The sequence below is a fragment of the Actinomyces gaoshouyii genome (assembly GCF_002076915.1).
GTDB classification, from domain to species: domain Bacteria; phylum Actinomycetota; class Actinomycetes; order Actinomycetales; family Actinomycetaceae; genus Actinomyces; species Actinomyces gaoshouyii.
The window spans coordinates 1,395,368-1,419,055 of record NZ_CP020468.1 but is presented as its reverse complement, the minus strand read 5'-3'; the positions used below and the strand labels follow the sequence as shown (position 1 = coordinate 1,419,055).

Here is a 23,688-nt window from a genome sequence, read left to right as displayed (position 1 = left end):
AGTCCGCCGAGGTCCGGGCAGGTCGCGCCCCGGCCCCCCAGGCGGCCCGGCCCGTGGCGGTCACGGCCGGAGGCTCCGCGAGTCCCGGGGGCATCGTCCCCGGCCGCAAGGCCGGCAACGTCCTGGGCCTGCGCGCCGCCAGCACCGCGCCGGCCACCTCTGGTGGCTGCGGCTGCGGGCACCAGGGGAACTGAGGCCCCGCTTGGCCGCGGCCGATTCGACAGTGCGGGGGGGGGGGGGGGGGGACGGGGCCCGTTGCCTCCTCCTGGTTCGCGCCGTCGTCGCCTCCGTGGCAGGGTTGCCCCAGTGACGCAGGCCGGCCCGGCGGGGCCGCCCACCCGCGGGCGCCCGCCGGCCATGAGAAGAGCAGGATCGCACCCGGTGGAGATCTGGTACGGCGCCGAGCAGGTGCCCGAGTCGCCGCGCCCCCCCAGAGGCGCCGCTAACGCTGGAAGCGCCGTGACCGTCGGCGTCTTCGACGGCGTCCACCGCGGCCACCAGCGGATCCTGGCCCGCGTCGTCGAGCGCGCCCGTGCCCTGGGGCCCGGCTGCCTCGCCGTCGCCGTCACCTTCGACCCGCATCCCCTGACCGTCCATCGCCCCGGGATCGACCTGGCGATGATCGCCTCCCTGCCCGACCGCCTCGAGGCCATGGCCGCCACCGGCCTGGACGCCGCCCTCGTCATCCCCTACACCCTGGGCTTCGCCGACCAGTCGCCCGAAGGCTTCGTGCGCGACTGGCTCGAGAGGCTCCTCGGTGCGCGGGCCATCGTCGTCGGGGGCGACGTGCGATTCGGCCGGGACAACTCCGGCGACGCCGACTCCCTGCGCGCCATCGGCGCCGCCGACGGCGTCGAGATCGAGATCGTTCCCGAGGTCCTGGCCCCCGGCGGGCGGCGATGGTCCTCCACCTGGGCGCGCGAGTGCCTCGCCGCCGGGGACGTGCGCCAAGCCGCTGAGATCCTGGGGCGGCCCCATCGCGTGCGCGGCGTCGTCATCCATGGGCTGCGGCGCGGTCGCGAACTCGGCTTCCCCACCGCCAACCTCGACGCCGCCACCGCCGGCGTCGTGCCCCCGGACGGCGTGTACGCCGGATGGCTCGTGCGAGGGGGGCGCGGCGGTGCCTCCGAGGGCGAGCGCCTGCCCGCCGCGATCTCGATCGGCACCAACCCCACCTTCGACGATGTCCCGGCACGCACCGTCGAGGCCCACGTCCTCGGCCGGGCGGACCTCGATCTCTACGGCGAGGATGTGGCCGTGGACTTCGTGTCCCACCTGCGCCCCATGCTCGCCTTCGACTCCCTGGAGCCGCTGCTGGAGCGGATGCGCCGGGATGTCATCGAGACCGCCGGGGCCCTGGGTGTCCCCGTTCCCGAGCCCCTGCGCCCGCAGGATGTCACCGCCTGAGTGCGCCCCGCCGCGAGGGGCCGTCCGCCCTGTGCCCGGTCCCACAGGCCCCGGGGAGGGGAGGCGAGCGGTCTGCTGGTACTGTTGGCGCGCCGTCGATCGGCCGCGGAATCGTCATGCCCGGGTGAACATGCCCCGGCGCTCCGCGCAACGAGAAGTGAGGAGCCCGCATATGTCGGTCACCCCTGAGCGCAAGTCCGAGATCATCGCCGAGTACGCCACCCATGAGGGTGACACGGGCTCCCCCGAGGTGCAGGTCGCCGTTCTCACCGAGCGCATCTCCAACCTCACCGAGCACTTCAAGACCCACACGCACGACCACCACTCGCGCCGCGGCCTCTACCTGCTCATCGGCAAGCGCCGCCGCCTCCTCGACTACCTCATGAAGGAGGACATCGAGCGCTACCGCTCGCTCATCGCCCGCCTCGGCATCCGCCGCTGAGGCCCGCGCCCGAGATCCTCGACCCGGCCCCGTCATCCCCCGGATGGCGGGGCCGGGCGCGTTCGTGCTGATCCGGCCGCGCTCGTCCTCCCCGGTCGTCTAGGATCGCAAGGGCCGCCGTCCGCGCAGAGCGGGCCCGCGCCACCGCCGACGTCCCGCCCGAGGAGGCCCCAATGCCCGCAGCGCCCAACGCGTCCGATCAGCCGGCCGGTCCCGCTCGCCCCCGTTACCGCGATCCCGCCGCGCCCATCGGCGAGCGCGTCGAGGACCTGCTCGGGCGCCTGAGCCTGGAGGAGAAGGCCGGCCAGCTCACCCAGTACTTCTACCTGCGCTCCATGATCCCCGGGCTCCCCGGGCCCGATGGCGCCGATCACCTCGCAGAGCAGGACCGGAAGGCCCTGGCCCAGTCCGAGATGGTCGAGGGCGAGGTGCGCGCCGGGCGGGCCGGGAGCCTGCTCTTCGTGCGCAGCCCCGAGACCATCAACGCGCTTCAGCGCATCGCCGTCGAGGAGGGCCCCCACGGCATTCCCCTCCTCTTCGGCTACGACGTCATCCACGGCCTGCGCACCATCATGCCCGTGCCCATCGCCATGGCCGCCTCCTGGGACCCCGCCATGACCGAGGAGGCGCAGGCCGTCGCCGCGCGCGAGGCCCGCGCCGTCGGCCTGTCCTGGACCTTCGCCCCCATGGTGGACATCGCCCGGGATCCGCGCTGGGGCAGGATCGTCGAGGGGGCGGGGGAGGACCCCTGCCTGGGCGCCGCAGCCGCCGCCGCCCAGGTGCGCGGCTTCCAGGGGGAGCGGATCGGCGCCCCCGGGCGCGTCATCGCCGGCCCCAAGCACCTCGCGGGCTACGGGGCGGCGCGCGGTGGCCGCGACTACGAGGACGCCGAGATCTCCGACAACGAGCTGTGGAATGTCTATCTCCCGCCCTTCCGCGCCGCCATCGAGGCAGGGGCGGGCAACATCATGAGCGCCTACATGGATCTGGGCGGCGTGCCCGCCTCCGGCAATGCCTGGCTCCTCACCGACGTGCTGCGCGAGGAGATGGGCTTCGAGGGCTTCGTCGTCTCCGATGCCAACGCCGTGCGCTCGCTCACCACCCAGCACTTCGCCGCCGACCTGCCCGACGCCGCCGCCCGCGCCCTGACGGCGGGCCTCGATATGGAGATGGCGTTCGAGGACGCCGCCTTCAGGCGCCTGCCGGAGGCCGTGCGGGCCGGGAGGGCGGATGAGCGCGACGTCGATGAGGCCGTGCGCCGCGTGCTCACCGCCAAGTTCGCCATGGGCCTGTTCGAGAGCCCCTACGCCGATGCCGAGGCCGCCCCCGCGGTCCTCGCCGATCCCGCCCACCGCGAGGTCGCCCGCCGCGCCGCTGAGCGCAGCCTCGTCCTGCTCAAGAACGAGCCCTGGCAGGGGCCCTCGGCGGGCGAGGCGCATGGCGGCATGCCCGGCGGGGCTCCCGTCCTCCCCCTGGGCGAGGGCGTCCCCTCCATCGCCGTCATCGGCCGGCTCGCCGACTCGCCCCGCGACACCCTGGGGCCCTGGGTCTTCGACGAGGACCTCGCAGAGGTCACCACGATCCTGGCCGGTATCCGCGCGCGAGCGGGAGGCGCGCGCGTCGACTACGCGGTGGGGGAGTGGGCGCCCCCGCGGGTCTTCCCCTCCATGTTCGACGACCAGGAGGCCCCGGGATCCCTACCCGTGCGCCCCGAGGGCTTCGACGACGATGCGGCCCTCGCCCAGGCGGTCGAGACCGCGCAGGGCGCCGAGGTGGCGATCGTCGTCGTCGGGCAGGCGCAGAACCAGATCGGCGAGAGGGCCTCCACCTCCACGCTGGAGCTCCCCGGCCGCCAGCTCGAGCTGCTCCGGGCCGTGGCCGCCACCGGCACGCCCACCGTCGCGCTCGTCATGTCCGGGCGCCCCCTCAACCTCAGCTGGGCGCAGGAGAACCTGCCGGCCATCATGCAGGTCTGGTACCCCGGAACGCGTGGCGGCGAGGCCGTGGCGGCAGCCCTGTTCGGGGACATCGACCCGGCCGGGCGCCTGCCCTTCACCTGGCCGCGCACCGTGGGCCAGGTCCCCATGATCCACTCCCACTACCGCACTTTTCAGCCCGAGGGCGCGGGCGAGCGCTACTGGGACGAGGCCTCCACGCCCCTCTACGCCTTCGGGCACGGGGGCTCCTACACGGCCTTCTCCTACTCCGAGCCGCGCCTGTCCTCGCCCAGCATCGCCGTGGGGCGGAGCGTGACCGTGAGCGTGGACGTGGCCAACATCGGCCCGCGCGACGGCGAGGAGGTCGTCCAGCTCTACATCCACCAGCGCCACGGCACCTCCAGCCGCCCTGAGCGGGAGCTCAAGGCCTTCGCGCGCGTCGCCATTCCCGCCGGCCGATCCCGCTCCGTCGAGTTCGTGCTCGGCCCGGATGAGCTGTCCTACTGGTCGGCCGCCACCCGCTCGCGCGTCCAGGACGCCACCACGATCGATGTTTACGTGGGCGGCTCCAGCGCGGCCAGCGCCCACGCGGCATTCGACGTCGTGTAGCGGGCGGGGCGGCCGAAGCGGTTGGCGGGGCCGGCATCGGGGCTGGTGGGGGGGCGCTGGTGGGCGGGGATCGGCCGCGACCGCTTCCGCCGCCCGCGGCCCTCCTCGCGGCGCGTCCCATCTCACGTGATGGATCCGGCCGCCCGGGCGGCTTCCGGATTAAACTTTTCCTGCCATATCTTTGTGAGAAAGAGACACATCGACGATGTTCATTGATGACCCCGAGGTCACCGCCGCTGAGGCAGTGATCGACAACGGCTCCTTCGGCAAGCGCGTGATCCGCTTCGAGACCGGCCGCCTGGCCAAGCAGGCCGCGGGCAGTGCCATGGCCTATCTCGACGGCGAGACCGCCATCCTGTCCGCCACCACCGTGGGCAAGCACCCCAAGGACCAGTTCGACTTCTTCCCGCTGACCGTGGATGTCGAGGAGCGCCAGTACGCCGCCGGCCGCATCCCCGGCTCCTTCTTCCGCCGCGAGGGCCGCGCCGGCACCTCCGCCGTCCTGGCCTGCCGCCTCATCGACCGCCCCCTGCGCCCCTCCTTCGTCAAGGGCCTGCGCAACGAGGTCCAGGTCGTCGAGACGGTCCTGGCGATCCACCCGGACGACGCCTACGACGTCCTGGCGATCAACGCCGCCTCCATGTCCACTCAGATCGCGGGCCTGCCCTTCGCCGGTCCCGTGGCCGGCACCCGCCTGGCACTCATCGACGGCCAGTGGGTGGCCTTCCCCCGCTGGTCCGAGCTCGAGCGCGCCACCTTCAACATGGTCGTGGCCGGCCGCGTCCTGGAGGACGGCGACGTCGCCATCATGATGGTCGAGGCCGGTGGCACGGAGAACATGATGGACCTCATCGCCGCCGGCGCCACCGCCCCCACCGAGGCCGTCGTCGCCGAGGCCCTGGAGGCCGCCAAGCCGCACATCAAGGCCCTGTGCGAGGCCCAGATGGAGGTCGCCAGGCACGCCTCCAAGCCCACCGCCGACTTCCCCCTCTACCTGGACTACTCCGACGAGCAGTACGAGGCCGTCGAGAAGGCCGCCCAGGCCCACGACCTCGCCGCCGCGATCGCCACCGAGGGCAAGCACGCCCGCGACGAGGCCATCGACGCCGTCCGCGACCGGGTCCTGGACGACCTCGCCGAGGCCTTCCCCGCCGAGGAGGACGCCAAGGCCCTCAAGGCCGCCTTCCGGTCCGTGACCAAGAAGGTCGTGCGCCACCGCACCCTCACCGAGGGCATCCGCATGGACGGCCGCGGCCTGAAGGACATTCGCACCCTGGGCGCCGAGGTCGAGGTCCTGCCCCGCGTCCACGGCTCGGCGATCTTCGAGCGCGGCGAGACCCAGATCATGGGCGTGACCACTCTCAACATGCTGCGCATGGAGCAGCAGATCGACGACCTCTCGCCGATCACCCACAAGCGCTACATGCACCAGTACGTCTTCCCGCCCTTCTCCACCGGGGAGACCGGCCGCGTCGGCGCCCCCAAGCGCCGCGAGATCGGTCACGGCGCCCTCGCCGAGCGGGCCCTCGTGCCCGTCCTGCCCAGCCGCGACGACTTCCCCTACGCCATCCGGCAGGTCTCCGAGGCCCTGGGCTCCAACGGCTCGACATCCATGGGCTCGGTCTGCGCCTCGACCCTGTCGATGTCCCAGGCCGGCGTTCCGCTGCGCGACCGCGTGGCCGGCATCGCCATGGGCCTCATGCACGAGGTGATCGACGGCGAGACCAAGTGGGCCACCCTCACCGATATCCTCGGCTCCGAGGACGCCTTCGGCGACATGGACTTCAAGGTCGCCGGGACCCGTGACTTCATCACGGCCCTCCAGCTCGACACCAAGCTCGACGGTCTGCCCTCCGAGGTCCTCGCCGGTGCGCTCGGCCAGGCCCGCGACGCCCGCTTCCACATCCTCAACCTCATCGACGAGGCCCTGGGCGATGAGCCCTTCGAGATGGCCCCCACCGCTCCGCGCGTGCTGACCGTCAAGATCCCCGTCGACAAGATCGGCGAGGTCATCGGTCCCAAGGGCAAGATGATCAACCAGATCCAGGAGGACACCGGTGCGGACCTGACGGTCGAGGATGACGGCACGATCTACATCGGCGCCACCGACGGCCCGTCCGCCGAGGCCGCCCGCGAGGCCGTCAACGCCATCGCCAACCCGCAGATGCCCGAGATCGGCGAGCGCTTCATCGGTACGGTCGTCAAGACCACGACCTTCGGCGCCTTCGTGTCCCTGTCCCCGGGCAAGGACGGCCTGCTGCACATCTCGCAGATCCGCCGGCTCGTCGGGGGCAGGCGCGTGGAGAACGTCGAGGACGTCCTGGCCGTGGGCGACAAGGTCCAGGTCGAGCTCGCCGAGATCGACCCGCGCGGAAAGCTCAGCCTGCACGCCGTCCTTACCGAGGAGCAGCAGGCCGCGGAGGACGAGGCCCGTGCCCACCGCGGCGAGCGCTCTGAGGGGGCCGAGCGCCGTGAGCGCCGGCCCCGCCGCGCCCGCGCCGCCTCCGCCGAGTCGGAGGATGCCGAGGCGGGCGACGCCGAGGGCTCTGAGCGCCGTGAGCGCCGCCCGCGCCGTCGTCGCACCCGTACCGCGGAGGCCGCCGAGGACTGATCCTCCCGCGGCGAACCGCGTCTGACGTTCCTCGCGCAGGCGGAGCATCACGCTCCGCCTGCGCGAGGAACGTCTACCGGGGCGGTTAGGCTGCGCGGGTGACTGAGACGAGCACGAGCAAGACGGACACGGGAACCAGGGGCGCGCGGAGCGGAGCCGATTACGCCGAGGCGGAGCTCATCCGCGCCAGCGCGGGAGCTCCCGGAACAGAGCTGACCCTCACCGACGACGGTGCCCGGCTGCGCCGCTCCATTCTGCCCGGGGGAGTGCGGGTCATCACCGAGCAGGTGCCCGGGCTGCGCTCGGCCGCGCTCGGCATGTGGCTCGGGGTGGGCTCGCGCGACGAGGCCCCCGGTCAGGAGGGCTCCACTCACTTCCTGGAGCACCTGTTGTTCAAGGGCACGCCAACGCGCGACGCCCGCGGCATCGCCGAGGCCTTCGACGTGATCGGTGGGGAGTCCAATGCCGCCACCGCCAAGGAGCACACCTCCTACTACGCCCGCGTCCAGGGCGAGGACGTTCCGACCGCCCTGGACATCCTGGCCGATATGGTCACCTCCTCCCTCCTCGACCCCGCCGAGGTGGAGACCGAGCGCACCGTTATCGTCTCCGAGCTCGCCGATGCCGCCGACGATCCCCAGGACGTCGCGCAGGAGGCCTTCGCCCGCGCCGCCTTCGGTGAGGGCACGCCGCTGGGCCGTCCGATCGGCGGCACGCCGGAGACAGTGACCGCCGTGCCACGCGACGCCGTGTGGGCGCACTACCGGCGCACCTACGCCTCCGACACGCTCGTGGTGGCCGCGGCCGGCGCCGTCGACCACGACGAGATCTGCGAGCGCGTGGTCGCCGACCTCGCGGTGGCGGGCTGGGACGCCTCGGCCGATGCCGTGCCGCGCCCCCGCCGCTTCGAGACCGAGCCGATCGTCGATCTCGATGTCCACGACGTCACCATCGGGCGCGATAGCGAGCAGAGCCACCTGTACCTCGCCTGCCAGGGCATCCCCGTGCGCGACGAGCGCCGCTGGGTGATGAGCGTGCTCACGACCATCCTGGGCGGGGGCATGTCCTCGCGCCTGTTCCAGGAGGTGCGCGAGAAGCGCGGCCTGGCCTACACGACTTACGCCTTCGACGCCGCCTACACGGGTTCGGGCGCCTTCGGCATGTACGCGGGCTGCGCCCCCGGGGACGCCCAGGAGGTCGCCGCTGTCATGGTGGGGGAGTTCGAGCGCTTGGCCGCCGACGGGATCACCGAGCGCGAGCTCGCCCGTGCCCGCGCCCAGCTGCGCGGCTCCATGGTGCTGGGCGGGGAGGACTCCCTGGCCCGCATGGGCCGCCTCGGCCGCGGCGAGGTCTCGACGGGCCGCCTGCGCTCCATGGATGAGAACCTGCGGCTCCTGGAGGCTGTCACCGCCGAGGACGTGCGCGCCCTGGCCGCCTGGCTGGCCGCTCAGAGGCGCGCCCGAGTCCTCGTCGGGCCCGCTGCCTGAGGCCCGAGAGACCGGCCACCCCGCGGTCACGTCCGGTGGCACGCGGGGGCGGCTGCGTAGACTGCCGGCATGATGATTCGTGTTGCCGTTGTCGGCGCCGCCGGGCGCATGGGGTCGACCGTCTGCCAGGCGGTGGAGGAGGCCGAGGGGCTTGAGCTCGTCGCCCGCCTCGACGTCGGCGATGAGATCACCTCCGAAACCCTCGCCGGAGCGGGCGTCGCAGTCGACTTCACCGTGCCCACCGTCACCGAGGCCAACGTGCACGCCCTCGTCGACGCCGGCGTCGACGTCGTCGTCGGCACCACCGGCTGGGACGAGGAGTCCTACGGCCGCGTCCGCGAGCACCTGGCCCGTCCCGAGGCCGCCGGGCGCAGCGTCCTCATCGCCCCCAACTTCGCCCTCTCGGCCGTGCTCTCCATGCGCTTCGCTGCCCTGGCCGCCCCCTACTTCGAGTCCGTCGAGGTTATCGAGCTGCACCACCCGAACAAGGTTGACGCCCCCTCCGGCACGGCCGTCGCCACCGCCAAGGGTATCGCCGCCGCCCGCGCCGAGGTGGGCCTCGGCCCCTCGCCCGACGCCACCCGGACCGACCCCGACGGCGCCCGTGGGGCGGTCGTCGACGGCGTTCACATCCACGCCGTGCGCCTGCGGGGCCTGACCGCGCACGAGGAGGTCGTCCTGGGCAACCCGGGCGAGCAGCTCACCATTCGCACGGACTGCTTCGACCGGGCCTCCTTCATGCCCGGCGTGCTGCTGGCCGTGCGCCAGGTCGGAAACCGCGAGGGTCTGACCATCGGCCTGGAGAACCTCCTCGATCTCTGAGGCGCTTCGATAGTGGCGAGATTTGAGGATTGCTCGCCCGCAGATGGGCCCTGAATGCCCGATTCTCGAATGAGGTAACGCTCTGACCAGCATTAACGTGTAATATGGAATCGCGTCAGAAAAAGGAATCCTCAAACCTCGCCATTCCGCGCGATCAGTCAGATGACGGCGGCCCAGCAGTCCTCGATGACGCCATCGCCGATCGGCAGTTCGCGCCGCATCCCCGTGGGAGCCATCCCCACCGCCGTGAACAGCCGGGACATCGACTCATCCCCGCGCACTGCCCATACGCTCACCGCGCCCGCCCCGTCCTCACGGGCCACGTCCACCGCTGCCGCCATGAGCCGCGAGCCGTGCCCGAGCCGCTGGTGCTCCGGCGCCACCCCGATTGCCGTCACCTCCACTGCCTCGGCGCCAGCCACCGGCCGCCCGGAATCATCAAGGCCCTGCGTGGGGGCGAGCCCCACCAGCCCCACCACCAGAGCTCCCTGTGTGGCCACCAGGACATGATGCCGCGGGCTCGGCGGCGCGGTCACCGCCTCCTCCCAGCCCGCCGCCACCACGGGCGCCGCGATCATCGCCCGCACGCCGTCGGGAAGGCCTGCGCCACCGTGAGCGCTGGCGTGGCCCGCCTCCATGGAGGCCAGCATCGTCACCGCGTGGACCCTCCCGATCAGAGGCAGGTCCGACTCCCGCGCGGGGCGCACGAAGCCCGCTCGCGCCGTACCGTGGCCCGCCGCCGGCTCCTCGGCCACGGGGCTCAGCCCGGAGGAGGGATCGGCGTCGAAGACGGAAGGCGCTTGGTGCCGCTCGCTGGTCTCACTCATGAGCGCGAGCCTATCGGCTGACCCCTCCCCTGCCGGCCCCGGCCTGGCTATGGTGGTTGGCAGGCGGCGGGAACGGGCTCGAGCGCCCCACGCGGAGGAGGAAGCGAATGATCCACACCATCGCCTGCATCGGGGTCGGCCGCATGGGCGGCGGCATCGCGAGGAACTTGGCCAGGAGCCGCCGCTTCGAGGTGCGCGTGGTCGGGCGCAGCAAGGCTCCTGTCGAGGCCTGCGTCGAAGCCGGGGCCATCGCCGCGGCCGGCATGAGGCAGGCCCTCGACGGCGCCGACCTCGTCATCACCTGCCTGCCCATGCCCGAGACGGTCCTCGAGGTCCACCAGGCCAACCGCGAGTACTCGCCCGCAGGGGCGATCTGGATGGACACCTCCACCGTCGATCCCGCTACCGCCCGCGCTCTCGCCGATGGCGCCCGAGCCACCGGCCGCCGTTTCGTCGCCTGCCCACTGGGCAAGGGCCCGGCCCAGGCCGAGGCCGGCGAGCTGCCGCTCTTCGTGGGCGGGGACGAGGGCGCCCTGGAGGAGCTGTCGGAGGTCCTCGGGGTCATTGGCGCCGTCGTCCACCGCATGGGCACGGTGGAGAGCGCCGCCGCCTTCAAGCTCGTCTCCAACCTCATTGGGATGACCACCGTCGCGCTCGTTGCTGAGGGCTATGAGCTGTGCCGCGCCAGCGGTGTGGAGCCCGCCGTCTTCCACGAGGCGCTCAAGGACACCGGCGCCTGGTCCTACCAGGCCGACCTGCGCCTGCCGTGGATGATCGAGGGAGACCTGGCTAACCGATTCGGCATCGACCTGGCCCTGAAGGACCTGCGCCTGGCCGTCGAGGCGGCCGCCCGCTTGGGGGTGCCCGTACCCGTCGGCGCGGCTGGGCTCATGCAGCTGGCCGCCGCCCACGCCCAGGGCTACGGCGGCCTCGACGTCGCCGCCATCGACAGGGTCGTCGCCCCGAGGCAGTAGCCGCGAGCCCGAGCAGAGCCGAAGACCCAGGAAGACTCGGAGAGGCCCTGAGACGCCCTGTCCTCGGCGCGTGATCGCCGTTACCCTCAGGGCATGACCCCGAACACCCTGCCCCCGCGCCCCTTCGGATCCGTCGGCGTCGCGATGGTCACTCCTTTCCACCCCGACGGCTCGATTGACATCGAGGCCGCGCAGGCCCTGGCCCTCAGCCTTGTCGAGGACGGGGCCGACATGATCCTGCTGGCCGGCACGACAGGGGAGGCTCCTACCACCCACCTGCCGGAGAAGCAGACCCTGCTTCGCGAGGTGGGTGACGCCCTGGACGGGCGCGCGATGCTCGTGGCCGGCGCGGGATCCAACGACACCGCCCATGCCGTGCGCATTGGGGCCGGCTCCCAGGAGGCCGGGGCGCAGGGGCTGCTCATCAACGCCCCCTACTACAACCGGCCGAGCCAGGAGGGCGTCTACCAGCACATCATGGCCGTCGTCGAGGCCACCGACCTGCCCGTCATGGTCTACGACATCCCTGGCCGTACCGGGGTGAGGATCGAGGACGACACCCTGGCCCGGCTGGCCGAGCACGAGCGGGTGCTCGCCGTCAAGGACGCCACCGGCGACGTCGAGCAGGGATTCAGACGGATGGAGGCCACAGGGCTGGCCTACTACTCGGGCGACGACGGGCTCAACTTCGCCTGGCTGGCGCACGGGGCCAGCGGCGTGGTCTCCGTGGTAGCCCACGCTGACGCGCACTCCTGGCGCGAGATGGTGGCCGAGGTCGATGCCGGGGACCTGCCCGGGGCGCGGGCTGTCGCCCAGCGGATGCGGCCGCTGACGGCCGCGATCATGGGAGGCGGTCAGGGCGCCGTCATGGCCAAGGAGGCCCTCCTCCTCCAGGGGCGCATCCCCAGTGCCGCCCTGCGTCTGCCGCTCGTGCGCGCCTCCGCCGAGGAGATCGATGCCCTGCGCGCGGTGCTGGCCGCCTCCGGCCTCCTGTAAGAGCCCCGCCACTGCGCCCGTCACCGCGGCGACCACCGCAACCTCTTCACCGCGAGGGGGATCCTCATGACCACTGCTCTATCCAGCCCTGAGGTCTCCACCACCACCCTCAACAACGGCGTCGCCACGCCGGTCATCGGCTACGGCGTTTTCCTCACCCCGCCCGAGGAGACCGAGCGGGCCGTGCGCGAGGCCATCGAGGTCGGCTGCCGCCCGATCGACGCCTCCCTGCGATGCCTGGGCACCGACGACGCCGACCTCCTCCTCGTCCGCCGGCCCTTAGGCGACTACTACGGCACCTACCGCGCCATGGAGGCTGCCCTCGGGGCCAGCAAGGCCCGCACCATCGGCGTGTCCAACTTCTTCCCGGACCGCTTCGCCGACCTGGTGCAGAACGTCGATTCGGACTGGGGCCCTCACTGATCGGACTGGGGCCCCTGGCCTCCCGCGCCTTCGCCCCGGACGGCCATGATCTGGTCGCGCACCGCGCGGCGCAGCACCTTGCCGATCATCGAGCGGGGGAGCTCGGACAGGATCGCGATCTCACGGGGGAGGGCGTAATGGGAGAGCGTCCGCTCGGCCCACGCGCGCACCTGCTCCAGGGTGACGGTCTGCCCCTCATGGGGGACGATCGCCGCCACCACGCGCTCATCGCCGGCGCGACTGGGCACGCCCACCACGGCCACGTCGGCGATCTCCGGCATGGAGCGCACGGCGGCCTCGACCTCGGTGGGGTAGATGTTGAAGCCGCCGGAGATGATGAGCTCCTTGCGGCGGTCGGCGATGACGTAGAAGCCGTCGGCCTCCTGGCGCACGAGATCGCCGGTGCGCAGCCACCCTCCGGGCAGCAGGACGGCGTCGGTCTCCTCGGGGTTGTCCCAGTAACCGGCGAAGACCTGGGGGCCGCGCACGAGCAGCTCACCAACCTGCCCGGGCTCGACGTCGACCTCGGTGTCCTCCGGGTCGACCAGGCGCACGTCGGTGGAGGGGTAGGGCACACCCAGCGCCCCTGCGCGCCGCTCGGGGGAGATCGGGTTGCCCAGGATGATGGGGGAGGCCTCGGTCATGCCGTAGCCCTCGATGATCGTCCCGCCGGTGGCCTCCTCCCAGGCCTGGGCGACGGCCTTGGGGTTGGCGGCGGCCCCGCACACGGCGATCTTGCAGCTTGACAGGTCGGCGCCAGTGGCGTTGGCCCGGGTGAGGATCCGGTCGAACATGACGGGCACGCCCGGGAAGAAGGTGGCCGGGCGGCGCTTCCAGGCCGTCAGCACCATATCCGCGCTGAACTTGGGCAGCACCACCTGGGCGGCCGCCAGGCCGACGGCGCACAGCAGGTTGAGGGAGAGCCCGAAGGCGTGGAAGAAGGGCAGCACCGCGTAGAAGGTCTCGCGGCCAGGCGCGCAGACCTGCGAGGCCCACTCCAGGCTCATCTCGGCGTTGGAGCGCAGGTTCGCATGGGTCAGCCGCACGGCCTTGGGGGCTCCCGTGGTGCCGCCGGTGTAGAGGAGCACGGCGGCGTCGTCGACGCCGGGCAGTGGGTGGCTCGTGGGCAGCAGGGGGGAGGCGGCCACGAGGTCGTCCCAGGAGCGCACGCCCGCGGGCACCTGCCCGCGCAGTTCGTGGCGCTGGGAGCGGGCGGCGGCCACCGGCAGTTTGAGGGCGAGGCGGCTCGTCAGGGGCAGGCGGCGCGAGAGGTCGACGCTGAAGATCTGGCGGCCCTCCAGCGAGGCCTCGGCCAGCGATCCGGTGGCCGCCGCGACCCGGGCGATCGTCTTCTCCCAGGCGATGATGACTTCGCCCTGATGGATCTCGATCTGCTCGCGGATCTGGGCGGCCGGGGCCAGGGGGTTGTGCTCGGCGACGATCGCGCCGATCCGCCAGGCCGCGTAGGCGAGGACGACGTGCTGGGGGCAGTTGGGCAGGATGAGGCCGACGACGTCGCCGGCCCGCACCCCCAGGCCCCGCAGCGCCTGCGCGGCTCGGGCCACCTGTCGGGCCAGTCGCTCATAGGTCGTGGTGGCGCCCAGGAAGTCCAGGGCGACCCGGTCCGGGTAGTCGCGCGCGGCGTCATCGAGCATCCGGGACAGCGGCTCGGTGATGGGCGGGATCGTCGCTGCCACGCCCGGGGCGTAGTGCGGCCGGCTCGCCCGCCCGGGTGCCGAGGCCCCTGGGCCGGTGGCCCGAGGGGCCGGCGCGGTGGGGCCAGCAGGGGTGGCGGCGGGGCCGTCCTGGTCCTGATCCACTCGTCCTCCTCGCGTTGGTCGGCGCCGCCGGGCGCGGCGCGCGCTCCTACGCAACCGTAACCTACGGTGCCGTAAGCCCGCTCGGCAGTGGCCCGGAGGAGACCACGCGCAGGCGCCGGGTCGGGCGGGTCATGGCCACGTACAGGTCGCCCGGACTCGCCCGGCCGATCCGGCCCGGCTCCACGAGCACGACGACGTCGAACTCCAGTCCCTTGGACATCACCGGGCCCATGACCGCCAGGCGCGAGCGCAGCACGTCCCCGCCCGGCGCCCCCATCGCGGCGGCCAGTGCGGCGTCGGACGCCAGGCGCGCGGCCCAGGGCTCGGGATCGGGTGCGATGACGGCGATCCGGCCCCCCTCGGGCCCCACCGCCTCATCGAGCGCCGCCATCTCCTCGCGCACCGCCGTCAGGACCGTCCCCTCGAGGGCGGCGCCCCCGGCGCCCTCCGTCCGGCCCGCCGGGCCCACGCGGTCCACCCGCAGGCAGTCCGGCAGGTCGCGCACCGAGGACACGGGGTAGACCGGTGGGTGCCCCAGCGAGGCCGCCGCCGCGTCCGCGGCCTCCATGACCGTGGCCGGGGTGCGATAGCACACGGTGAGGATCTCCTCGCGCAGCGGCGTCGAGCCTTCCTGCGCGACACGCCGCCCTCGGCCTCCGTGCCTTCCGCGGGCGCGCCGACCGCGCTGGTGATGATCTGCCTGGGGGCTCCTCCCGCCATCCGCCGACGGGCTCGTGCCCAGCGCCCGCAGAGCCTGCTCCCAGCTCGACGGCGCCGTCGGCCCCGAGTACTGCGCCAGGTCGCCCACCACCGTGAAGGAGCGCACCGGGCAGCGCCGCGCCAGCGCACGCCAGGCCATCGCCCCCAGCTCCTGCGCCTCGTCGACGACGACGTGCCCGTACGTCCAGCTCCGATCCGCCCGGGCACGCTCGGCGAGGGTGAGTGAGGGCCCGTGATCGGCGACGCGATCGGCCAGCATCTCGGCCGTCACGATCCCGCCGCCCAGCTCCTGGGACTCGATCGCCTCGGCGGCGTAGGCCACCAGCTCCTCGCGGCGACGCGCCTCCAGGCGGGCCCGCTGCGCCTGGGCGTCGTCACTGGGGCCCAGCAGCTCGGCGAGCTCATCGATGAGGGGGATGTCCGCGGGCGTCAGCTCGGAACCGGGCGAGCGGCGCAGGGCCTCGCGCTCGGCGCCGGTGAGCTCGGGGGCCAGGCGCTCCAGCAGGGCCGGGCGCGCCCACAGGCGCTCCAGGAGGCCCTGCGGCGTCGTCGGCATCCAGCACAGGTTGATCTCCCGGCGAGCGTCGCGCGAGGTGCGGATGTCCTCGCGGATCCACGCGCGCGTCTCCGGGTCCGAGGCGTCCTGGCGGGTCGCGGCGGCGAATTGGTCAGTCAAGCGCTCCAGCAGCCACAGCACGAAGGGCTCGCGGGCCAGGTTATGCGGCTTGCCGCCGCGCCGCGCCCGGGACATCGCCTCTCGCACGTCGTCGGGCCTCAGCTCCAGCGCCGTGCCCTCCACCACGATGGGGCGCGGCCCGTCAGGCACGCGCTGGAGGCCCTTGACCGCCCGGGCCAGCACCCGAGCCCACACGGCCCGCCCCTTGATCTCCGCGGTGGCGGCGCTCTCGGCGCCGCGAGCCCGGATCCCGGGCACCAGGTCGCCGATGGTCGTGGAGACCACGCCCGTCTCTCCCAGCGAGGGCAGCACCTGCTCCACATAGCGCAGGAAGGTCCGCGAGGGGCCCACTAGCAGCACTCCGGAGCGCTCCAGGCGCTCGCGCTCGGCGTAGAAGAGGTAGGCCACCCGGTGCAGCGCCACCGCCGTCTTGCCGGTGCCCGGCCCGCCCTGGACCACGAGCACCCCCGTGCCCGGAGCCGTGACGATCCGGTCCTGCTCGGCCTGGATCGTCGCGACGATGTCCCCCATGCGGCCATCGCGGGCCGCCGACATCGCCGCCAGGAGCGCCCCCTCGCCCTGCAGCCCCTTCGCCGCCAGGCGCGCCGGCTGCCCGCCGACGGACCCCGCGCCGCCGAGGGCCGAGACATCGATGAGCTCGTCCTCCACCCCCAGGACGCGCCGGGCGCGCGTATCGATATGGCGGCGCCGCACCAGCCCCATCGGATCCGAGGCGGTCGCCTGGTAAAAGGCCCTGGCCAAGGGCGCCCGCCAGTCCAGGACCACCTCGCGGCGGGCGGCGTCGTGCAGTCCGATCCTGCCCACGTAGTGCCGCTCGGGCCCGCCGACGGCGCCAGTTGCGCCCGCTCCATCCCCCGGGGGCGGGGCGCCCGCGCCGTCGGCATCCCCACCGCTCCCGCCCGCCTCGGTGGCGGCGGGATCGTCTGCGCGCATGTCCATCCGCCCGAAGACCAGGCGCTCCTCGACGCCCTCCAGGGTGGAGATCAGCCCGGAGTAATGAACGGCGTAGGCGTCGCGCTCGCCCCGGGACTGATGGGTGCCGCTCGCGCCGCGCGCCTCAGTGCGCCTCAGAGCGGACCTGGCCTCGGCGAGCCGGCGGTCCAGCTCTCCGTAGGCGCCGTCCACCACCCGCTGCTCGACGGCGATCTCGCGCTCACGGGCCGCCGCCTCCGGGCCCTGGTCGGCGGGGAGCGCCTCGGGGGTGGGATCGGGCGCAACCTGGGGGGACCGGCTCGACGTGCTCACGGGGCCTCACTGAGATCAATGACGGAATATGACGGGCCGTCGGACGGCCCAGCGCGCTTCCGGGCGGGCCCGGGCGCGGTCGTGCTGCGGTGGCGCGGACGTCCGATGCGCCCGCAGCACAGGGGCGTCCATTATTCTCCTCATGGGGGCGCCGTGGCGCGGCCCGGGCGACGCCCACCGCGAACACGCCCGTCATCTGCGCCGCACCGCGCTCCCGGGCACGGGCCGGGCCGGGCGGGAACAGTACGGGAACACTCCGGGGCGGCAGCGTGTTGGCCTTGAGGCGCCCCTCGCCCGGAGCGATGAGGAGCGCCCCTGCCCTCCTCGGGCAGCCGGGCAATCATCGCCACAACTGCGACGACGATCACGAGAGGAGACCAGGGATGATCCAACCGCCGCTCTACACCTTCGCCAACCTGACGCGCCCCATCGCCCCGCGCGTCCTCCTCCACCACTTCGACGGCGCCATGGACGCGGGCCACGCCGGGGCGCTCGCGGTCGAGCAGTTGCTCCTCGCCCTCCCGCACGAGCGCCTCGCAACCTTCGACGTCGACGGGATCATCGACTACCGGGCCCGCCGCCCCGTCGCGCGCTTCGAGTCCCGCCAGTTCACGAATGTGGAGATGCCCAGCCTCGTCCTGGACCTCCTCACCGACGACGACGGCGCCCAGCTCCTGCTCCTCCACGGCGCCGAGCCGGACTACCGCTGGCAGGATGTCGCCGGTGCCATCACCCACCTGGCCGTCTCGCTGGGCGTCGGCCAGGCCATCAGTATCCACGGGCTGCCCCTGGCCGTGCCCCACACCCGCCCCACCTTCATCCACCAGCATGGAAGCCGCCTCGATCTGCTGCCCGAGCAGCCTGATTTCTTCGGCACCGTCGAGATCCCCAGCACCTTCGCCACCTACATGGAGGTCCGGCTGGGCGAGACCGGGCTCGACTCCCGCGGGCTGGCCGCGGGCATCCCGCACTACGTCGCTCGTGACGACTATCCGGCCGGCGCCTCAGCGCTCCTGGCCGCGGTCGCCGATGTCACCGGGCTCGCCCTGCCCCTGGGCGACCTCGAGGCCGCCGCCAGCCTCAACAGGCTCGAGATCGACGCCGAGGCCTCCCAGCAGCCCGAGGTCACCGCGATCGTCAAGGCCCTGGAGGCGCAGTACGACGCCCTGGCCCCGAGCAAGGACGAGGAGGGCATCGGCGAGTTCGCCTCCCTGCTCGACCTGCCCAGCGCCGATGAGATCGGCGCGCGCCTCGAGGCCTTCCTCGAGACGAAGGACCCCGGCACCAACCCGTCCTGACCCTGGGGGGAAGAGGCGGGACGGGCTCAGCGCCCGCGAGGCGCCAGCGCGTCCGCGCCCCACGTGCGCACCGGCAGCGGCAACCGCCGCACCGCCCGCTCGACCGCTTCCTCCTCAGCCGGTCCGAAGGGCTCGCGGCGGGCCACGATCACCACATTGCCCTGGCGCTTGCCACGGGCCACTGCCGGATCGGCCACCACGAGGACCCCGCCGAAGAGGCGGGAGGCCGCCTCCAGTTCGCTATGGGCCTGCTCGCGGGGCATCGCCGGTGAGTTCGCCAGGAGCAGCCCGCCGTCGGCCAGCGCCTCGCGGCAGCCCCTCAGGAAGGACTCGTCCCGGCAGGACGCGGGCACCTGCCCAGCGGCGAACACGTCGCGCACGATGACATCCCACTCGCCGGCGCGCAGCCCGGGCACCACCCGTGCCGCATCGCCCACGCGGATCCGCAGCCGTGGCGAGCGCGGGAGGTCGAACCACTCCCGCACGCTTCCCGCCAGGACCTCGTCGATCTCCACCGCCGTCTGCGTCGAGCCCGGCCGGGTGGCGTCCCAGGCGCGCGCCAGCGCGCAGCCCGCCCCACCCAGGTGCAGGGCATGGACCGGCGCGCCGGGCCCGTGCGCCGTGCCCACCCGCCCGGTCCTGCTCAGCGCGTTGAGCACGGCCTCCATCTGCTGCTGGTACTCGAAGTCCAGGTGCGCCGGATCGCGCAGGTCGATCCACGACGACTCCGTCCCATCGAGCAGGAGGAGCACGCCCGACTCGCGCACCCGCAGTTCCGCCACTGCCAAGGATGTGGGCACCGGGCCCACCGGGAGGGCCGCCAGTGAGCGCGCGGGGGAGCGCGCCGCGCCTGCGCGCCGTCGATCGCCGCTCCGGGCCTGCTTGCGTGTCACAGGAGCACGCTAGCCTGAGGCCGTCACGAGCACGATCGGATCAGCACGGCGCCGCGCAGGGCGCCGGCGGGGGAGGAGGACCCATGAGCAGGGCCCCGCGCGCCGCCGGTGCCCGCCGCGACTGGGGCGACGACGACTCCGCCGCCCCCATCCTCCACGTCGACATGGACGCCTTCTTCGCCTCCGTCGAGCTCCTCGACCATCCCGAGCTTGTCGGCCGCCCCGTCATCGTCGGCGGCACTGAGGGGCGCGGGGTCGTCTCCGCCGCCACCTATGAGGCCCGCGCCTACGGGGTGGCCTCCGCCATGCCCATGGCCGAGGCCATGCGCCGCTGCCCGCAGGCCGTTGTCCTGCCCGTGCGCCACCGTCACTACAGCCAGGTCTCCCGGGCCGTCATGGGCATCCTGGGAGAGGTCACCCCCCTGCTGGAGAAGGTCAGCGTCGACGAGGCCTTCCTCGACGTCGCCGGATCCCGGCGCCGCATGGGGAGCCCCACCGCCATCGGCCGCTGGATCCGCCGCGAGATCCGCGACCGCCTGGGTCTGCCGGCCTCCGTGGGCATCGCGTCGACCAAGTTCGTCGCCAAGCTCGCCTCCTCCCACGCCAAGCCCGACGGGCTCCTTCTCATCCCCGCCACCGCCACCCAGGACTTCCTGGATCTCCTGCCGGTGGGCGCCATGTGGGGAGTGGGCGCCAAGAGCGAGGCCGCCCTGGCCCGCTGGGGCATCACCGACGTGCGCGCGCTGGCCGTCACGGACACCCGCACCCTCACCCGCATCCTCGGCCCCTCCGCCGCCCACCACCTGTCCGCCCTGTCCCACGGGATCGACCCTCGCCCCGTCAGCCCTTCCCGCGAGGAGAAGTCCGTGGGCACGGAGTCCACCTTCTTCGACCTCCTGCACGACCGCGATCACGCCCGTCGTGTCCTGCTCGACCAGTGCCACCAATGCGCGGCGCGCCTGAGGGCGGGGGATCTGCGGGCCCGTGTCGTCGTCCTCAAGGCCCGCGGCGCCGACTTCACCACGGTGACCCGCTCACGGACCTTGGCCGAGCCCACGGACCTGGCCCGCGATGTGTGGCAGACCATCGAATCCCTCTTCGAGGCCCTGCCCGCCCCGTCGGGCGGGTACCGTCTCCTCGGCGTGCGCTGCGAGGGCCTGAGCCGCGGCGATGACGGTGTCCAGCTCCTCCTCGACGACGACTCCCGGCGCGGGGCGCCCGAGCGCGCGGCGGACGAGGTGCGGCGCAGATGGGGAGCCGGAGCCGTGGCCCCAGCCAGTCTTCTCCGCCGTCCGGTTAGCGGTCGGTGAACCAGAGCAAGTAGACTCGGTGACGAATCCCTGGGCTCGGCATACCTGCATGAGCGACCGACTCGGGGCTTCAGGCCGGGCTCCGAGAGCCGGTCCCGGCCCTGCCCCGCTCCCATCACCCCAGGGCGGCGAGGCTCAAGTGGTGAACAGGAAGCGAGGCACTGGCATGTCGCTCTCGGAGCGCGAGCAGCGGGTGCTGCGAGACCTCGAGCGCCAGCTCCACGAGGAGGATCCCACCCTCGCGGAGACCATCCAGTACCCCGAGCGCCATCTCGCGCGCGTCTCCCCGAGGAATATCGGATGGGGGATCGCCCTGGTGCTCGTCGGATTGGTCGTGGTCATCTCCGGCGTCGTACTGGGCCACGGCAACGGGCTCGTCTCCATCATCGTCGGCGTGACCGGCTTCGGCCTGGCGGTCGCCGGCGTCGCGCTCATGGTGCGCCGGCCCCCGGTGCTCAAGGATGCCCGTGGCGGGATGGGTAAGGACCGCACCGGGCGCTCCACCTTCATGGAGCGCCAGTCCGAGCGCTGGGAGCGCCGCCGGGACGGCGACCGCTGAGCATCCTCCTGATCAGCGCTCCCCGCATCTCTCTACCTCCCCTCCGGGCTCGGCACTCCTCCCTCCGCCCCGGTGCCCTCGGCATCTCCCGCAGGCCTCCTCCACTCCCCTCCACGGGAGCCCCCGCACCCCCCGTCCCTACGCCGTCGAGACCCCTGTATCGGCCCTTCTCCTGACTCCATATCCGCCCGCCGGGCCCGTCACCACCCATGGTTGACGGGCCCGGCGCCGTCATGTCCCCCACTTCCCTCCACCGCGTGAAACCGCGGAATCCCGCGGATCCTCTGTCAACGGTTGGTGGATATCCATCACAAGTGAATGTCGAGGTGGTTGGAAAGGGAGGAAAGTGGAGTATGGTGGAGTCCACTGGATCGCCGAGGGGGAGGAGTGGACCCGATGTTCCTGGGCACCCACGCGCCCCGCCTCGACGACAAGGGCCGCCTCATCCTCCCGGCCAAGTTCCGCGAGGAGCTGGCCGGGGGGATCGTCTTGACCCGGGGCCAGGAGCACTGCCTCTACGCCTTCACCACCGCGGAGTTCGAGCGCATGTACGCCCAGCTCCGCGAGGCGCCCCTGGCGCAGAAGCAGGCACGCGACTACGTGCGCGTCATGCTCTCCGGCGCCGATTCCCAGATCCCCGACAAGCAGGGCCGTATCACCCTGCCCGCTCCTCTGCGCGCCTACGCCGGCCTGGATCGCGACCTGGCCGTCATCGGCGCCGGGTCGCGCGTCGAGATCTGGGATGCCACCGCCTGGGAGAACTACCTGCGCGCCCAGGAGCAGGTCTTCGCCGACACCGCCGAGGAGATCATCCCCGGCTTCTTCTAACCGATCGGCCCAGCCGGATCGCCCCGTGAGGTCTCCGCCCGCCGCCGCATCCGACGTCTCTTCCCCGGCGCCGGAACCTGCGGGAGGAGTCCTGGCAGGACGATCCGCGGCCGACTCGGCCCGGCGCCGACGGCGCCACCCCCACCAGCACCGCAGCACGACAGGAAGGAGGAGCACCGATGAACGCGATCACCGCCCCCGCGGGTTCCGCGGCGCAGCGGCACACCCCGGTGCTCCTCGCCCGCTGTCTCGACCTCATGGCCCCCGCCATCGAGGAGGCCGCCGCCCGCGGCACCACCCCCGTCCTCATCGACTGCACGCTCGGCATGGGCGGGCACAGCGAGGGAGCCCTGGAGCGTTTCAAGACCCTGCACGTCATCGGCATCGATCGCGACCCCCAGGCCATCGCCCTGGCCCGCGAGCGCCTCGCCCCCTTCGGCGAGCGCTTCACAGCCGTGCGGGCCACCTACGACGCCGTCGAGGACGTGGCGCGCGAGCGAGCCGTGACCACCGAGGAGGGCGTGGGCGTCGTCGACGCCGTCCTCATGGACCTCGGGGTCTCCTCCCTCCAGCTCGACGACGCCGAGCGCGGCTTCTCCTACGCCCGCCCCGCCCCGCTGGACATGCGCATGGACCAGGGCGCGGGCCCCACCGCCGCGCAGATCCTCGCCACCGCCGACGCCGCCGAGCTCACCCGCATCCTGCGCGTCTACGGCGAGGAGCGCTTCGCTCCCCGCATCGCCCGGGCGATCATCGCCCGGCGCGATGGCGGAGTGCCGCTGGCTCGCACCGACGAGCTCGCCGAGCTGGTGCGCGACGCGATCCCCGCCGCCGCCCGGCGCACTGGCGGACACCCCGCCAAACGCGCCTTCCAGGCGCTGCGGATCGCGGTCAACGCCGAGCTCGACGTCCTCGAGCGCGCCGTGCCCCGGGCCCTCAACTCCCTGAGGGTGGGCGGGCGCCTCGTCGTCGAGTCCTACCAGAGCCTGGAGGACCGGATCGTCAAGCAGGCGATCGCCGCCGGAACCACCAGCAGGGCCCCCCAGGGCCTTCCCATCGTCCCCGAGGAGGACCGCCCCTACCTGGAGCCCCTCACCCGGGGCGCCGAGCGGGCCGATGAGGCCGAGCTCGACGCCAATCCCCGCAGCGCCCCCGTGCGCCTGCGGGCCGTTACCCGTACCCGCCCCGCCTCCCTTGCACCGGCCCCTGAACCGGCACACCGCCGCAGAGCACAGACCGATCGAGGAAGGAGGAGCCGATGAGCGCAGCGACTGCCACGGCCCGCCCCACCAGCCCCGCCCCGACCACCTGGGAGGGCGAACGCCGCGCCGTCCGGCCCCGCTCCGGCGTCCGGGAGTCCTCACCGTCCCAGCGCCAGTTGCACGTGGTGCGGGGCATCGCGCCCGGGCGCTCCACCATCCCCTTCGTCCTGCTCATCGCCGCGATCCTCGTCGGCGCGCTGGCCACTACGATGGTCCTCAACGCCAAGATGGCCGCCACCGCCTACGACCTCCAGAAGGCCTCCGCCGAGCTCGACGTCGTCCAGGACCACGTCGAGACCGTGCGCGGCCAGGTGAACGCCGCCGCTGCGCCCGACGCCCTGGCCAAGCGCGCCGCCGAGCTCGGCATGGTGCCGGCGGCCGCCCCCGGCGTGGTCGACCTGCGCGGCGGCACCGTCACCGGCGGCAGCGCCGCCGGAGCCCCCGGCGCGAGTGGCGCCGGGGGCGCGGATGGCGCTGCCAGTGCTCCCAGCGCCGGCAGCACAGGCGCGAGTGGGCAGTAA

General features: G+C 73.1%; 20 protein-coding genes. 16 read left to right on the top strand and 4 right to left on the bottom strand.

Annotation, left to right across the window (positions count from 1 at the left end; translation table 11 throughout):
• The first annotated feature begins 53 nt into the window (after positions 1–53).
• From B6G06_RS10520 to dapB, 7 genes are all read left to right on the top strand, one after another.
• Positions 54–194, top strand: a complete 141-nt coding sequence (locus B6G06_RS10520; protein ID WP_240494023.1) for a hypothetical protein — start codon at positions 54–56, stop codon at positions 192–194.
• Between the two features lie 187 nt (positions 195–381).
• Entirely contained in the window at positions 382–1,407 is a 1,026-nt protein-coding gene (locus tag B6G06_RS05790; protein WP_081171433.1) for a bifunctional riboflavin kinase/FAD synthetase, read from the top strand.
• 172 nt (positions 1,408–1,579) lie between these two features.
• Positions 1,580–1,849, top strand: a complete 270-nt coding sequence (gene rpsO, locus B6G06_RS05785) for a 30S ribosomal protein S15 (protein ID WP_017176975.1) — start codon at positions 1,580–1,582, stop codon at positions 1,847–1,849.
• A 173-nt stretch (positions 1,850–2,022) separates the two neighbouring features.
• Positions 2,023–4,395: a glycoside hydrolase family 3 N-terminal domain-containing protein gene (locus tag B6G06_RS05780; RefSeq protein ID WP_080462994.1), complete on the top strand. Its 2,373-nt coding sequence runs from the start codon at positions 2,023–2,025 to the stop codon at positions 4,393–4,395.
• Positions 4,396–4,600: 205 nt separating this feature from the next.
• Entirely contained in the window at positions 4,601–7,006 is a 2,406-nt protein-coding gene (locus tag B6G06_RS05775; RefSeq protein ID WP_081171431.1) for a polyribonucleotide nucleotidyltransferase, read from the top strand.
• 98 nt (positions 7,007–7,104) lie between these two features.
• Positions 7,105–8,493 (top strand): M16 family metallopeptidase, encoded by a 1,389-nt coding sequence (locus B6G06_RS05770; RefSeq protein ID WP_081171429.1) that lies wholly within the window; start codon positions 7,105–7,107, stop codon positions 8,491–8,493.
• Positions 8,494–8,562: 69 nt separating this feature from the next.
• Positions 8,563–9,315, top strand: a complete 753-nt coding sequence (gene dapB, locus B6G06_RS05765) for a 4-hydroxy-tetrahydrodipicolinate reductase (RefSeq protein ID WP_081171427.1) — start codon at positions 8,563–8,565, stop codon at positions 9,313–9,315.
• Positions 9,316–9,473: 158 nt separating this feature from the next.
• On the opposite strand, the gene B6G06_RS05760 is transcribed toward dapB, so the two are convergent.
• Entirely contained in the window at positions 9,474–10,142 is a 669-nt protein-coding gene (locus tag B6G06_RS05760) for a GNAT family N-acetyltransferase (RefSeq protein WP_080462998.1), read from the bottom strand.
• 107 nt (positions 10,143–10,249) lie between these two features.
• Between B6G06_RS05760 and B6G06_RS05755 the strand changes: the two genes are divergently transcribed.
• The 3 genes from B6G06_RS05755 to B6G06_RS05745 all read left to right on the top strand — a co-directional run bounded on the left by B6G06_RS05755 (position 10,250) and on the right by B6G06_RS05745 (position 12,535).
• The gene (locus tag B6G06_RS05755) at positions 10,250–11,116 is read left to right on the top strand and encodes an NAD(P)-dependent oxidoreductase (protein WP_080462999.1); all 867 of its coding nucleotides are present in this window, start codon (positions 10,250–10,252) and stop codon (positions 11,114–11,116) included.
• 93 nt (positions 11,117–11,209) lie between these two features.
• Positions 11,210–12,112, top strand: coding sequence for a 4-hydroxy-tetrahydrodipicolinate synthase (dapA, locus tag B6G06_RS05750; RefSeq protein ID WP_080463000.1), 903 nt, complete (start codon positions 11,210–11,212; stop codon positions 12,110–12,112).
• Between the two features lie 66 nt (positions 12,113–12,178).
• Positions 12,179–12,535, top strand: coding sequence for an aldo-keto reductase family protein (locus B6G06_RS05745; RefSeq protein ID WP_373284830.1), 357 nt, complete (start codon positions 12,179–12,181; stop codon positions 12,533–12,535).
• Here B6G06_RS05745 and B6G06_RS05740 read toward each other — a convergent pair.
• Both B6G06_RS05740 and B6G06_RS05735 read right to left on the bottom strand, forming a co-directional pair.
• A complete protein-coding gene (locus tag B6G06_RS05740; RefSeq protein ID WP_080463001.1) occupies positions 12,529–14,355 on the bottom strand; it encodes an AMP-binding protein in 1,827 nt (608 codons plus the stop codon). The genes B6G06_RS05745 and B6G06_RS05740 overlap by 7 nt on opposite strands.
• Before the next feature lie 61 nt (positions 14,356–14,416).
• A complete protein-coding gene (locus B6G06_RS05735) occupies positions 14,417–17,017 on the bottom strand; it encodes a HelD family protein (RefSeq protein WP_081171425.1) in 2,601 nt (866 codons plus the stop codon).
• A 383-nt stretch (positions 17,018–17,400) separates the two neighbouring features.
• On the opposite strand from B6G06_RS05735, the gene B6G06_RS05730 reads away from it, so the two are divergent.
• Positions 17,401–18,315 carry a PAC2 family protein gene (locus B6G06_RS05730; RefSeq protein WP_080463003.1) on the top strand — a complete coding sequence of 305 codons (915 nt, stop codon included), beginning with the start codon at positions 17,401–17,403 and terminating at the stop codon, positions 18,313–18,315.
• A gap of 26 nt (positions 18,316–18,341) precedes the next feature.
• On the opposite strand, the gene B6G06_RS05725 is transcribed toward B6G06_RS05730, so the two are convergent.
• Positions 18,342–19,139, bottom strand: coding sequence for a spermidine synthase (locus B6G06_RS05725; protein WP_420807204.1), 798 nt, complete (start codon positions 19,137–19,139; stop codon positions 18,342–18,344).
• A 152-nt stretch (positions 19,140–19,291) separates the two neighbouring features.
• Between B6G06_RS05725 and dinB the strand changes: the two genes are divergently transcribed.
• The 5 genes from dinB to ftsL all read left to right on the top strand — a co-directional run bounded on the left by dinB (position 19,292) and on the right by ftsL (position 23,688).
• A complete protein-coding gene (gene dinB, locus B6G06_RS05720) occupies positions 19,292–20,518 on the top strand; it encodes a DNA polymerase IV (protein WP_080463005.1) in 1,227 nt (408 codons plus the stop codon).
• Between the two features lie 166 nt (positions 20,519–20,684).
• A complete protein-coding gene (locus tag B6G06_RS05715) occupies positions 20,685–21,077 on the top strand; it encodes a DUF3040 domain-containing protein (protein ID WP_080463006.1) in 393 nt (130 codons plus the stop codon).
• Positions 21,078–21,473: 396 nt separating this feature from the next.
• Positions 21,474–21,905 (top strand): division/cell wall cluster transcriptional repressor MraZ, encoded by a 432-nt coding sequence (gene mraZ, locus B6G06_RS05710; RefSeq protein ID WP_080463007.1) that lies wholly within the window; start codon positions 21,474–21,476, stop codon positions 21,903–21,905.
• Positions 21,906–22,084: 179 nt separating this feature from the next.
• On the top strand, positions 22,085–23,167 hold the full coding sequence (rsmH, locus tag B6G06_RS05705) for a 16S rRNA (cytosine(1402)-N(4))-methyltransferase RsmH (protein ID WP_080463008.1): 1,083 nt from the start codon (positions 22,085–22,087) through the stop codon (positions 23,165–23,167).
• A complete protein-coding gene (gene ftsL, locus B6G06_RS05700; protein ID WP_080463009.1) occupies positions 23,164–23,688 on the top strand; it encodes a cell division protein FtsL in 525 nt (174 codons plus the stop codon). The genes rsmH and ftsL overlap by 4 nt, the downstream gene beginning before the upstream one ends.